The sequence below is a fragment of the Brucella rhizosphaerae genome (assembly GCF_002252475.1).
GTDB lineage: Bacteria > Pseudomonadota > Alphaproteobacteria > Rhizobiales > Rhizobiaceae > Brucella > Brucella rhizosphaerae.
Genome location: NZ_NNRK01000029.1, coordinates 270,056 through 281,877, shown reverse-complemented (window position 1 = coordinate 281,877; position 11,822 = coordinate 270,056). Strand labels below are relative to the sequence as shown.

Here is an 11,822-nt window from a genome sequence, read left to right as displayed (position 1 = left end):
CACTTGCATCAGAACCGAGACAGCCCTATTTCCAATTTAGGTTTTCAACAAGCCTGTATCGAAGATAGGGAATAAAGCCATGACCAGCGGACAAAACCGGGTTCTCGATGAACTCGCCAAGCTTGTGACGGATGCGGCAGGCGCTGCGCAAGGTGTGCGTCGTGAGGTGCAGACAGCTTTGCGCTCACAGAGCGAACGCGTGCTCAATACACTTGATGTGGTGCAGCGCGAGGACTTCGAAGCGGTGCGTGAAATGGCAATCAAAGCGCGTGCTGAAAACAGTGCTCTGCTTGTTAAAATTGAGGCTTTGGAAGCGCGTCTTGCCAAATTCGAAGTTGATTCGAGTGCCAAAACGACGAAAACCTCTGCTCAGACGTCTAAATCCAAAGATAATTCATAATTTTTTATTAACAGGCCGCAAGTGGCAAAAACCCTTGTCTTAGAGTCGGTTAAGGCAAGGGTTGCGGCCCGCCCCAATCATATTTCCACATGCTTTAATGCCTCTTTTCAGAAAAGGGGCTGGCGTTCAGATTCAGCATCAATAGACTGAAAACACTACATGATTCGTAACGCAGTCATGTGGGCAGCGGCGAGGGGCTGTAGTTCTAGTTTTCGCGTCTTTCAGGCTGCTTTCCAGTATCAGTTGCGTATGTGCGTGTGCCATTGAGGCGTTGCATGCTTTCCAAGCATGTCGGTTCCTCAACCGATCAATTCGTGCCTGTTTTTCTGCGCTTAGTCTTGCGTGGTGATAGGTGCGGGCGAGCAATAACTTGCGCGCCGGGAATTTGGAGGTGTCTTTCGAGGCACTTCCCAGAACAGGAAACGGACATGAGCCTTCTTGAGCTTGAATTTGCACGCGAAGCGCATCCTGTGGATGTGATCGAGCACGTTGCGAATTCAAACGACTGGACGTTCGAGCGGACTGGCGACGATGAAATTGCAATTTCGGTAGCGGGTAACTGGACCGACTACCACATCTCGTTCTCCTGGATGGAGGACTTTGAAGCGTTGCACCTGGCTTGCGCCTTTGACATCAAGGTTGCTGAGCCGCGCGTCAATGAAGTGATGCGGTTGCTTTCGCTGATCAATGAAAAACTTCTGATGGGTCATTTTGACCTGTGGCAGCAGGAAGGCGCGATCATGTATCGCCAGTCGTTGTTGTTGGCCGGTGGCGCAGAGCCAACCAGCCGTCAGGTCGAAGTGCTGTTGTCGGCAGCACTTGAAGCTTGCGAAACCTATTTTCAGGCATTTCAGTTTGTTGTCTGGTCGGGTGTCAGCGCGCGTGAATCGCTTGAAAGCGTTGTCTTCGAGACAGTTGGGCGCGCTTAAAGAATTACAGATCCCGGCAAATGCGTCGGGATCTATTTCAGGGGGTTGGTTATGAGTGAAGCGGAAATGATCAGCTGGGGCGATTTCGAGAGAGTCGATATCCGTACAGGGACCATTGTTGAAGCAGTTCCATTTCCTGAAGCGCGTAAACCTGCTTTTAAACTGAAAATTGATTTTGGTGACAAGATCGGTGTCAAAAAGTCTTCCGCCCAGATAACGAAGCATTATCAGCCTGAAGATCTGGTTGGTCGTCAGGTGATGGCAGTGGTCAACTTCCCGCCACGCCAGATTGGTCCGTTTATGTCCGAAGTTCTGACACTTGGCTTTCCAGATGAGAGTGGCGAGGTTGTCCTCGCTGCTATCGATAAGAAAGTCCAGAACGGCGTGAAACTGTTCTGATCTTATAGCTGTGATTTGCGTCGACTTTGCACATTATGCAAGTAATCTGCGTGAGTAACGAATAGGAACGCGACAGATGCAGGGAACGATTGCCGTAGCATTGGGCGGTGCGCTCGGAAGCGTTTTGCGCTACTGGTTTGCGATCTGGCTCGCGCCAGTCAGCCGTGAGCTGCCCTGGGGTACAATTGCCGTCAATATCATTGGTTCCTTTGCAATCGCTTTCTTCGGCGCACTGACGATGGCATCAAGTCGCTTCGAAGTGCCTGAAATCTGGCGCCTCGCCTTCATGGTCGGCATTTGCGGCGGTTTCACCACCTTCTCTTCATTCAGCGTCCAGACATTCGAACTGTTGCGTCTTGGCATGCCGGGACGCGCACTGCTGAATGTGGGCATATCGCTTGTTGCCTGTCTTGCCGCGACAGCGCTTGGCTACGTCGCAGCGCAAGCGATCAGTAAAATCTAAGCTGGATTACTAATCTTGGGCTGTTTGTGTCGTAGCGTTCCAAATAAGGACCTGTATTCCTGAAGTGCCAGGTCGCTCAAGTTTTCCGCTTCGCCAAGAGAAAACCACCGCAGATCGGTATGTTCATCATCCATAATACGGGGATATCCAAACCAGCTTTGTACCAAGAACATGTGGTAGATGACGGGTGTCTTGTCGTAATCGGGATCAAGAAGATTTGTCAGTGGCACGAAGTGACTTAGCTCTACCCCCAGCTCTTCCCTGACTTCTCTTTTGAGAGCTTGCTCCAAGGTTTCCATATCTTTGACATGACCGCCTGGGGAGCTCCAGAGGTTTGGATAAGCTTTCTTGCTGGGGCTTCTGCGGGCGAGAAGCACACAGTCGCTACGGAGAAAAATTGCATTCACAATATTTCGTATCATTATTATTTATAAAACTTTTGATGCACTGAGCAAAGCGAGGTTCAGCTTGCTAAGCCGGAATACGGATAATTGCTCTCAGGCCACCGTTTGGGGCATCTTCTAGGTCAATGTCGCCGCCATGGCTTCTGGCAATGTCGCGTGCAATGGCGAGGCCAAGGCCACCAGTGCCACCTGAATCCTGTGTGCGTGCTTCATCGAGGCGCACGAAAGGTTTGAACACGTCTTCACGCCGATCTTCCGGGATGCCCGGACCATCATCATCAACGACGATTTTCAACCAGCCATCATTATGGGTGATCGAAAGTGCAACATTCTCCGCATGGCGGAATGCATTTGAAACAAGATTGCTGACAAGGCGGGAGAAAGCATTCGGACGAACATTAATTTCGCTGTCGCCTTCGATTGAATAGGTGAAGCCGCGCTCGCGCAGTCGCGCTTCATTGGCAAGCTTGTCGCACAGCAGGCGTACATCGTATGTCGCTGCTTCTTCCGCCCCTTCACCCCGAGCAAATGCAAGATAGCCCTCAAGCATGGTCTGCATGTCGGCGATATCCTGATTGAGCGGCTCTGTGTCAATTGCATTGCCTGTCAGCGCCAGTTGCAGCTTGAAGCGCGTCAGGATCGTGCGAAGATCGTGGCTGACCCCGGAAAGCATGGCTGTACGCTGCTCAATTTGCCTCTCAATACGCGAGCGCATCTGTATGAAGGCAATGCCTGCACGGCGCACTTCTTCAGCACCATGCGGACGGAACCCTTCCGGCATGGGACGTCCCTTACCGAAGCTTTCGGCTGCTTGCGAGAGTTGCTGGATCGGTTTGATCTGGTTGCGCAGAAACGCAATGGCGATGATCAGCAGCACAAGTGCAGTGCCTATCATCCATGTGAGGAAGATGCCGGTATTGGACGCATAGGCCTGGCTCCGACGCGCAAAGACGCGCAGAACTTTGTCGTCGAGCTTGATGCGAATCTCGATCAGATCGGAATCGCCGACAGTATCAACCCAGAATGGCCGGTTGATCTGTCGGGTGATTTCTTCGCTCAGGAAGTAATCGAGAATGGCGAAGAAGGGTTTGGGTCCCGGTGGCGGGAGTGGGTCGGGGGGCAGGATCGATATGTTCAGCCCAAGACGCTGCTGCGAAATACGGATCAGATTGTCGTAGCCCGGTTCCTGCGGATAGGTTTCCAGAATATCGATGATCGCTGAGATATCGCGCACCACAGCAGTCGAAAGCCGCTCTGTCACCATCTGCCAGTGACGTTCCATGAACACATAGGCAATCACTGACTGAAGCAGCACCATCGGCGCAATGATAATGATAAGCGAGCGTGCATAGAGCCCTTTGGGCATGCGGCGCGCAAACCAGCGCGTGAGTGTTTTCCAGAGCGACTTCATCGTCTCAGATTACTCCAGACAGTTCTGCTGATTGTATGTCTTCGGTCACGCTCTGAAATTTGCGACGTTCCGCTCCATATAATTCTAAAGACTACTCGATGCTCAGCTTATAGCCGATGCCGCGAACTGTTTGCAGCCAGACAGGATTAGCCGGGTCCTGCTCGATCTTGCGACGCAGGCGGTTGATCTGCACGTCAATCGTGCGTTCGCCGACATCACCATCCTGTCCGGTCAGTTCATGACGCGGAATGGTTTCACCGGCGCGCTCGGCGAAAATCGCCATGATATCCTGCTCGCGATCTGTGAGTTTGATTGTTTCAGGCCCCTTCTTCAGCTCGCGACGCGGAATAAAGAAAGTATAGGGTCCAAAAACGATCTGTTCGATTTTCGGCTGTGACGGGGATGCACCACGACGCAGGATATTATTGATACGCAGAATCAGCTCGCGTGGATCAAAAGGCTTTGGCAAATAGTCGTCTGCGCCTGCCGACAGACCATCGATACGGCTGTCAGTTTCAGACAAAGCGGTCAGCATCAGGATCGGCACGCTTTTCTGCTCACGCAGAGATCGGGTCAGCGAGACGCCGGTTTCGCCGGGCATCATCACGTCGAGGATCAGCAGGTCGAAATCGATGCCTTCGAGCTTGCGGCGCGCTTCAGCGGCGCTGCCAGCCATGGTCACCCGGAAACCGCTGGTTGTCAGATATTGCGAAAGAAGGCTGCGAATGCGCGTGTCATCATCGACAACAAGAAGATGTGGCGCGTCGTCGGAAAGGTTGTTTTCATCTACAGCCATGGCGTCGTTCGCTCCCATCCTGTTTATATTGCCGTCAGCAGAGGCCGCGCGGCACTGGGCTTTTTATATGCATTATTCCGCAGAAAGCCCGTCTCGGAGTTTCTGCGGCGGACTGCATCTTAGCCACTGCGAGACAGCGCGTCTATCTGAGGCTTGCGCTGTTGGTGATTAGCCCCCAGCCTTCTCATGGCTGGATTGCGATGCTGCCCCGGCCGTTTCGGTTGCAGCGAAGTCATCAATCTGGGCTCGGCGTTCAGGATTGACCATATTATAAAGAAATCGCTCAATCACTTCACGCTCTGCCGTTCCGGATTCCTCCAATGCGCGCGCGATGCGGCGCGACTGTGGCAAAGCGAGTGCGAGCGTGAGCTGGCGCCCGCTTTTGGTGGGATAAAGTTTACGGTGACGTCGGTCATGCAGCCCTGTGGCCTGCACAACGTGGCCGGTATCAATGAGTTGCTTGAGAACACGCGACAGGCTCTGCTTGGTAATGCGGAGCACGTCAAGCAGTTCTGCCACCGTCATGCCGGGCTTGCGATTGATGAAATAAAGCACACGGTGATGGGCGCGGCCAAATCCGATCTTCTCGAGGATAAGATCCGGGTCTGCGGTGAAATCGCGATAAGAGAAGAACAGCAGTTCAATGACGTTGAGATCGTCAGCCTCCAGACACGTCAGAGGATTGCTGATATAGTTCACGTCGTTCGTCGAATTCACATCGAAGCTCCATCCTGTTGCGATAAATATGTCAGCATTGTTGACATAACTCAATCGCCAAGATAATTTTTGGTAAGTGCAGACCTGTTTTTTTGGAATAAAGTTTGCACTGATGCATGTTGGAGGAGAGATAATTACGCGGTGTGCTGTGTCAGACCGTCCAATAAGGACGGTAAAGCATGATGGCGAGCGTTATTTTCCGTAATTGTCGGAAATATCTTTGTTTTACATGCATTGTTGTCTGATCTCAGCGCAGTTGTTCGAGCTGACCTCAGCGCATTTGATTTTAAAATGCCAGTGTTGGCGAAGAAAAACATGTCTTACTTACCAGTTATATCGATTTAACTGGCCAGAAAAGACTAGGGAAAGGCTCATCAGAGCCAAACGGCTTGCAAAAAAGCGGGCCAATTTTGAGGAAGAGTAAAATGGCTGCGATTCCATTCGATCAACGCGACGGATTTATCTGGCAGGACGGCGAGTTTGTTTCCTGGAAGGATGCGAAAGTACATGTGCTGACGCACGGTCTGCATTATGCAAGCGCTGTATTTGAAGGCGAGCGCGCTTATGGCGGTGAGATTTTCAAGCTGACCGAGCATACCGAGCGCCTGCATGAATCTGCCCGCATTCTTGGTTTTGAGATTCCATATAGCGTCGAAGAGATCGACAATGCCTGTCGCGAACTACTCAAGAAGCAGGGCTTTGTGGATGCATATGTGCGTCCGATTGCATGGCGCGGGTCCGAGTCGCTCGGCGTTTCGGCACAGAACAACCGTATTCATCTGGCTATCGCAATCTGGCAATGGCCGAGCTATTTTTCGCCTGAAGAAAAGATGAAGGGCATTCGTCTCGACATCGCAGAATATTGCCGACCCGACCCGCGCACTGCACCTTCGCGTTCGAAGGCTGCTGGCCTGTACATGATCTGCACGATTTCCAAGCACGCAGCAGAAGCAAAGGGCTATGCGGATGCGCTGATGCTTGACTGGCGCGGACAGGTGGCCGAAGCCACGGGTGCAAATGTCTTCTTTGTCAAAGACGGTGCATTGCACACCCCAAAGCCTGATTGTTTTCTTGATGGCATTACGCGCCGGACGATTATTGATCTTGCCAAGCGCCGGGGTTTGGAAGTCATCGAGCGGGTTATCATGCCGGAAGAACTGGCGACTTTCACTGAATGCTTCCTCTGCGGAACAGCTGCAGAAGTGACGCCGGTTTCAGAAATTGGAAAATACCATTTTACACCCGGTGAAATCACCAACACGCTGATGAATGATTATGCGGCCGAAGTTCAGCCCAAGCGAATAGCCGCTGAGTAAGAATGTTTTAAACAGAAAAAAGCGGCTTTTAAGCCGCTTTTTTACTATGTGACTGCTTAATGTTTGACATTGGAAAGTTTCGGTCCAAGATTTTCCGTGTCGGATTCGCGTTATTCCGGCTTTTAACTCAGATGGGGTGACGATTATGGAATCTCTACTGCCTATCATTCTTCAACTTGTCTCAGGCGCAGTGGGTGGCAATATTGCTGGTGCTGTCAAGAATCTAAGCCTTGGTACGGCTGGCAATACAGTTGCCGGTGGCATCGGCGGCGTTATTCTTGGCCAGCTTCTGCCTATGCTGTCCGGTGGCGGGATGGACTCGGTTCTTAATGGTGTCGTTGGCCAGTTGGCCGGTGGCGGTGTGGGCGGTATCGTCCTCACAGCGGTTATCGGACTGATCAAGAACTCAATGGCAAGCAAAGCCTGAGCTTAAGCGAATAGCGTGGTTGTGGGGACAACAACCGGCGATCTCATGGGGTGACATTTTTCCAATAGTGATTTCAAGCTTCTGGAAATGTGAACAAGTTTCGTGAGAGGGGATACGGGCGGCCTTGTGCCGCCCGTTTTACTATGATCAAGCCTTTGCAATCTGAATGTTGCGCATTATGTGAAGGTGCAAACAGGCTGTAATTTTCTGCTGCCTGCCTCGGATAATCTTACCAACATGCTGATTGAATGGAGTATTCTATATGGGACAATTACAAGCCATCATCGTTCCCGTGACGCCATTTCAGCAGAACTGCACCATCCTTTTTGATGGCGATACAAAAAAGGGCGTGGTGATTGATCCCGGCGGCGATTTCGACCGGATCAAAGAGGCTATCGCTTCTCAGAATGTCAATGTTGAAGCCATTTGGATCACACATGGCCATATCGATCATGCAGGAGCTGCACTGGACCTCAAGGAAGATCTGGGTGTCGGGATTATTGGTCCGCACAAGGACGATAAATTCCTGCTCGACAATCTGGCAACCACCGGACTTAAATACGGACTGACTGAAGGCGTGCGCAACGTCACGCCTGACCGTTGGCTGGAAGAAGGTGATACGGTTTCAGTGGCTGGTCACACATTCGATGTATTCCATTGTCCAGGACATGCGCCGGGACATGTGGTGTTCTATAATCCCGAAGCGCGCTTTGCGATTGTAGGCGACGTTTTGTTCAACGGTTCAATTGGACGTACTGATCTTCCCGGTGGCGATCATGCAGCGCTTATCCGCTCGATCAAGGAAAAGCTTCTGCCGCTCGGTGATGATATCGGCTTTCTATGCGGTCATGGTCCCGGTGGACGTTTCGGCGAGGAACGCCGCAACAATCCGTTTCTCAATGATATCGGATATGCGTGAACCAAACCGATCATGAAAAAAGCCGCCCTTGAAGGCGGCTTTTTATCTTTGCGGTATTGGTCGATTTAATTCGCTGAGCAGAAATGATCGCGTCCATCATAACCGCGATAGGTTCCGGTATTCGCATTGAACGAGCGATAGCGATCCGAGCAATACTGATACCAGCCGCGGCTCCATGGCTCATAACCGACGCGATACTGTACGCTGCGCGCAGGTGGTGCCGGATAATATGCAGGAGGCGGTGGTGGCGGTGCGTAAACGGGTGCTGGCTGTATGTAGGTCGGCTGAGGCTGGCTCAAAGCGCTGCCGATCAACGCGCCTGCTGCAAGGCCGATGACGCCAGCAGCAACAGCATCGCCGCTGCGGTCACGATGACGATTGTAGGGACGATCCCATCCGCCACGGTTCCAGTCGCCACCCCGATCCCAGCCACGACGCCCCCAGGAGTCAGCTGATGCTGCGGCCAGCGGCGCTGAGACTGCTGCTATTGAGGCAACTGCCAGGATAGCTGTTTTAAGTAGTTTGTTCATTGTCCGCTCCTTCAGAAGCACAACTGCAATTTCGGCGATACGCAGGGCCGACTTGGCACACCGCATCAATCATGAATGACAAGTTAATAGTCTCGACATGAATGGAGGCTGAACAATGGTGAAGGGGCGGGGGAAATTGCCGTAATGCGGTAAATTAAATGCAGTGTTAGTAATATTTCGCGCACTGGGATTTGGGACAGGCTGGGATCTGCCTGGACCGGATGGCGGCGCGATTTTCTTGTTCCATTGCCGATCTCAGCTCAATAAAAAACCCCGGCGTTAGCCGGGGATCAAATTCTTGTTCTGTAAAATTTCGGGCTTAGTCAGTAACCGCGATATTTACAGCCTTAGGACCCTTACCGCGACGATCTGGTTCTGTCTCGTAGGAAACCTTCTGATTGTCGGCAAGTCCTGCCAAACCTGATGCCTGTACGGCAGAGATATGGACAAAAATGTCTGCGCCGCCATCATCAGGCTTGATAAATCCGAAACCTTTTTCGGAGTTGAAGAATTTGACCTGTCCGGTCTGTGCCATGGGATCCGTTCCTTTTCCTTGGCGCCACTGCTTTATTAAGAGACAGTGGAATTACAACTTCTGCCGAACGCACCACACACCCGGCAGAGGGTCATGCAGGCAGTTCTCGACATTGGAAAGGAACCGATCATTGCCAGAGACTAATCTCCGACCCGGAACTTCTAGCGGTTCCGGCGCGCCGTTCTTCCAGTCTTCCGTTTGTACTCAAATTGCCCGGACAATCGAAGACTGATCTATGATGCGTAATTTGGCAAGCAAATTCTTCGCGAAATATGAGATTGGTTATCTTCGTAACGGTATCGTCTGGAATCTTTACAAAAATTACGAGAATATCGCTCATTCAATACCAAAACAGCACAGGCCAACGGCAATATATCGATTCATACTAAGGTATAGTATGCTCGCTTGCTTACCGATTGCGCAAAACTATGCATGCTCCGCCTGCCGCGCGAAGTTTAGAGCAGATGTTGTCCGCCTCGCTTCGGCTATTGGCTCCGATGCGTACTGCATAGATGCCACGTCGGGCCATTGGGGTGCGTACGCGGCTAATGACCGGATCGTGCCCTGCAAGCACGGAGGAGAATTGCTTGCGTAGTCTGCTCCATTGATTGACTGCAACGCTGCGCCGAAAATTGCCCGCGACCTGAATGCCCCAGGGCTTAGGTTTGATGCGTGACATGGGAATTGTGGCCGTGCGAACGATTGGTAGGCGTTCGCACGCTTCCGTAAAACTGAGTTTTGCATCGAGCGGCTTGTTCGCGATCTCGTTGCCAGACGCAAAATTATCAGCCGGGGCACCAGTCAGATCAAGAACGTAGTCTTCGGTTTCAAGTGGAAGAAATCCGCCCGAACGTATCCAGTTGGAAACGCGCGTTGGCCCTGCATTATATGCCGCGGCAGCCAGACCCCAATTCCCGAAGGCGCGTTTGAGTTCGCTGAGGAACCCCGCGGACGCTGGAATCGCCTGCTCTATATCGAAGGGATCGGCGAGGCCTCGTTCCTTCGCGGTGTAAGGCATGAATTGCGCAATCCCCTGTGCACCGACCGGGCTGACAGCGCGATGATCAAAACGGCTTTCTTTCCAGATAAGCCGCGCGAAGAAATCCTTCGGAATCCCTTGCGCTTCGGCATTGATTTCTATGAGCTGGCAGATGCGTCCGACAGTGGGCGCAATCTTCTCGGGCGGCATAGGCGGACCATAGGTCAGAGATTCTGGGTTTGCCGCTGTCTGTGCTACCGCGTTGATGCTTTCAGGCCAGCTAAAGAGCTGCATAAATGCAAATGTCGCTATCGTTATATGCAGACGACTCATGCTGTTGTTTCCGCCCTTTATCCCGCTCTGGCAAAGACAGAGTAATGCATGTTTGCGACTTGTCGATATGAGGTTTTCAGAACGAAGCCGAATATCTTTTAATACCTCCTTGTTCTCGGAGGTTGTTGTGCCATTTTAGAGCGCATCCCGAAAAGTGTGAACAGTTTCGGAAAAGATACGCGTGAAAACAAATAATTAGAGCGATGATCTGATTTAATCTGATCGAAATACGCTCCAACGTGCAGGTCAGGAGAGGGAGAGGCTAATGTTATTGAGTAAAGTCAGTCGTTTGGGTTTCATTGCGGGTGCCATGTTTCTGGCAGGTTGCGTCGCCGAAGGTGGCCCGGATTACCGGCCCCCTGTAAGGCCGGGTCCATCACAGCCGCAGATGTGCCCTATGAATTATGCGCCGGTTTGTGGCGAGCGCGGCCAGTCACGCAAGACTTTTGGCAATGCGTGTCAGGCTCGTGCTGATGGTTATCGGATTGTCGGTAACGGACAGTGCAGCTCGCGACCAGGTCAAGGGTCGGGACCGGGCGCAGGCTGGGGAGGGGAACGCCCGGGTCGTCCGCCACAACAGGGCAACAGGCCGGGGCGCCCAAGTGCAGGCGCTTGCACACGGGAATATATGCCGGTCTGTGCGCGTCGCGGTAATGACCGACAGACATTCTCGAACCGCTGCGAAGCGGAACGTTCAGGTTATCGCATCACTGGCGGTGGTCAGTGCCGCTGAGCCAGTAAAAAATGAAAAGGACGGCTTAAACCGTCCTTTTACCTGCATAGGCGTCTCACAGGTTTTGAGGCGCCTTACGCGGCGCTTTGAACGGGAGACTGTGACTTTGTTGGCTTGCTGAAACGCTCGATATTGGTGTCGCCCCAATCTTTCAATGCGAGCAGGATTGGCTCGATGCTGCGACCAAGCGGTGACAAGCTATATTCGACCTTGGGCGGCACTTGTGCATAGACCTTGCGATTGATCAGGCCATCTTCTTCCAGCTCACGTAGCTGATTGGTCAGCATACGCTGGGTCACGCCCGGTATTTGCCGTCTCAACTCATTAAACCGCATTGTGCCGTCGAGCAGATGAAACAGTACAACACTTTTCCATTTACCATCGATGAGGCTGATGGCAGCTTCGACCGCGCAGCCGGGGCTGCAATCGAAGCGCGAGTGCTTGGCCTTTGCCATCTAAGTATCCTTTATATACTAAGTACAGAAAACAACACTATGGGCGATATTTGTGCGTATTCACATTCTGTGACGG

At 52.2% G+C, this 11,822-nt stretch carries 16 protein-coding genes; 8 read left to right on the top strand and 8 right to left on the bottom strand.

Annotation, left to right across the window (positions count from 1 at the left end):
• Window positions 1-79: 79 nt before the first annotated feature.
• The 4 genes from CEV32_RS14085 (at window position 80) to crcB (ending at window position 2,191) form a co-directional block, all read left to right on the top strand.
• On the top strand, window positions 80-400 hold the full coding sequence (locus CEV32_RS14085; RefSeq protein WP_094577727.1) for an accessory factor UbiK family protein: 321 nt from the start codon (window positions 80-82) through the stop codon (window positions 398-400).
• 428 nt (window positions 401-828) lie between these two features.
• Complete coding sequence (locus CEV32_RS14080) at window positions 829-1,329, top strand: type III secretion system chaperone family protein (protein ID WP_024899435.1); 501 nt, start codon at window positions 829-831, stop codon at window positions 1,327-1,329.
• Between the two features lie 51 nt (window positions 1,330-1,380).
• Window positions 1,381-1,728, top strand: a complete 348-nt coding sequence (locus CEV32_RS14075) for a tRNA-binding protein (protein WP_094577726.1) — start codon at window positions 1,381-1,383, stop codon at window positions 1,726-1,728.
• Between the two features lie 76 nt (window positions 1,729-1,804).
• Window positions 1,805-2,191, top strand: a complete 387-nt coding sequence (gene crcB, locus CEV32_RS14070; RefSeq protein ID WP_094577725.1) for a fluoride efflux transporter CrcB — start codon at window positions 1,805-1,807, stop codon at window positions 2,189-2,191.
• On the opposite strand, the gene CEV32_RS14065 is transcribed toward crcB, so the two are convergent.
• From CEV32_RS14065 to CEV32_RS14050, 4 genes are all read right to left on the bottom strand, one after another.
• Complete coding sequence (locus tag CEV32_RS14065; RefSeq protein ID WP_235818824.1) at window positions 2,188-2,598, bottom strand: NUDIX domain-containing protein; 411 nt, start codon at window positions 2,596-2,598, stop codon at window positions 2,188-2,190. The genes crcB and CEV32_RS14065 overlap by 4 nt on opposite strands.
• A gap of 64 nt (window positions 2,599-2,662) precedes the next feature.
• Complete coding sequence (locus CEV32_RS14060; protein ID WP_094577724.1) at window positions 2,663-4,006, bottom strand: ATP-binding protein; 1,344 nt, start codon at window positions 4,004-4,006, stop codon at window positions 2,663-2,665.
• Window positions 4,007-4,097: 91 nt separating this feature from the next.
• Window positions 4,098-4,820: a response regulator gene (locus CEV32_RS14055; RefSeq protein WP_094577723.1), complete on the bottom strand. Its 723-nt coding sequence runs from the start codon at window positions 4,818-4,820 to the stop codon at window positions 4,098-4,100.
• A gap of 150 nt (window positions 4,821-4,970) precedes the next feature.
• A complete protein-coding gene (locus tag CEV32_RS14050) occupies window positions 4,971-5,519 on the bottom strand; it encodes a MarR family winged helix-turn-helix transcriptional regulator (RefSeq protein ID WP_094577886.1) in 549 nt (182 codons plus the stop codon).
• A gap of 425 nt (window positions 5,520-5,944) precedes the next feature.
• Between CEV32_RS14050 and CEV32_RS14045 the strand changes: the two genes are divergently transcribed.
• The 3 genes from CEV32_RS14045 to CEV32_RS14035 all read left to right on the top strand — a co-directional run bounded on the left by CEV32_RS14045 (window position 5,945) and on the right by CEV32_RS14035 (window position 8,181).
• Window positions 5,945-6,835 (top strand): branched-chain amino acid aminotransferase, encoded by an 891-nt coding sequence (locus CEV32_RS14045; RefSeq protein ID WP_094577722.1) that lies wholly within the window; start codon window positions 5,945-5,947, stop codon window positions 6,833-6,835.
• Window positions 6,836-6,980: 145 nt separating this feature from the next.
• The gene (locus CEV32_RS14040) at window positions 6,981-7,262 is read left to right on the top strand and encodes a hypothetical protein (RefSeq protein WP_094577721.1); all 282 of its coding nucleotides are present in this window, start codon (window positions 6,981-6,983) and stop codon (window positions 7,260-7,262) included.
• A gap of 262 nt (window positions 7,263-7,524) precedes the next feature.
• Complete coding sequence (locus tag CEV32_RS14035) at window positions 7,525-8,181, top strand: MBL fold metallo-hydrolase (protein WP_094577720.1); 657 nt, start codon at window positions 7,525-7,527, stop codon at window positions 8,179-8,181.
• Window positions 8,182-8,246: 65 nt separating this feature from the next.
• Here CEV32_RS14035 and CEV32_RS14030 read toward each other — a convergent pair whose 3' ends face one another.
• The 3 genes from CEV32_RS14030 to CEV32_RS14020 all read right to left on the bottom strand — a co-directional run bounded on the left by CEV32_RS14030 (window position 8,247) and on the right by CEV32_RS14020 (window position 10,558).
• Window positions 8,247-8,711, bottom strand: a complete 465-nt coding sequence (locus tag CEV32_RS14030; RefSeq protein ID WP_094577885.1) for a BA14K family protein — start codon at window positions 8,709-8,711, stop codon at window positions 8,247-8,249.
• A gap of 319 nt (window positions 8,712-9,030) precedes the next feature.
• The gene (locus CEV32_RS14025) at window positions 9,031-9,246 is read right to left on the bottom strand and encodes a cold-shock protein (protein WP_094577719.1); all 216 of its coding nucleotides are present in this window, start codon (window positions 9,244-9,246) and stop codon (window positions 9,031-9,033) included.
• Window positions 9,247-9,655: 409 nt separating this feature from the next.
• Window positions 9,656-10,558 carry a lytic transglycosylase domain-containing protein gene (locus tag CEV32_RS14020; protein WP_235818823.1) on the bottom strand — a complete coding sequence of 301 codons (903 nt, stop codon included), beginning with the start codon at window positions 10,556-10,558 and terminating at the stop codon, window positions 9,656-9,658.
• A 265-nt stretch (window positions 10,559-10,823) separates the two neighbouring features.
• Between CEV32_RS14020 and CEV32_RS14015 the strand changes: the two genes are divergently transcribed.
• Window positions 10,824-11,291 (top strand): Kazal-type serine protease inhibitor family protein, encoded by a 468-nt coding sequence (locus tag CEV32_RS14015; protein ID WP_094577718.1) that lies wholly within the window; start codon window positions 10,824-10,826, stop codon window positions 11,289-11,291.
• A gap of 74 nt (window positions 11,292-11,365) precedes the next feature.
• Here the strand turns inward: CEV32_RS14015 and CEV32_RS14010 are convergent, their stop codons facing one another.
• Entirely contained in the window at window positions 11,366-11,746 is a 381-nt protein-coding gene (locus CEV32_RS14010; protein ID WP_094577717.1) for a winged helix-turn-helix transcriptional regulator, read from the bottom strand.
• Window positions 11,747-11,822: the final 76 nt, after the last annotated feature.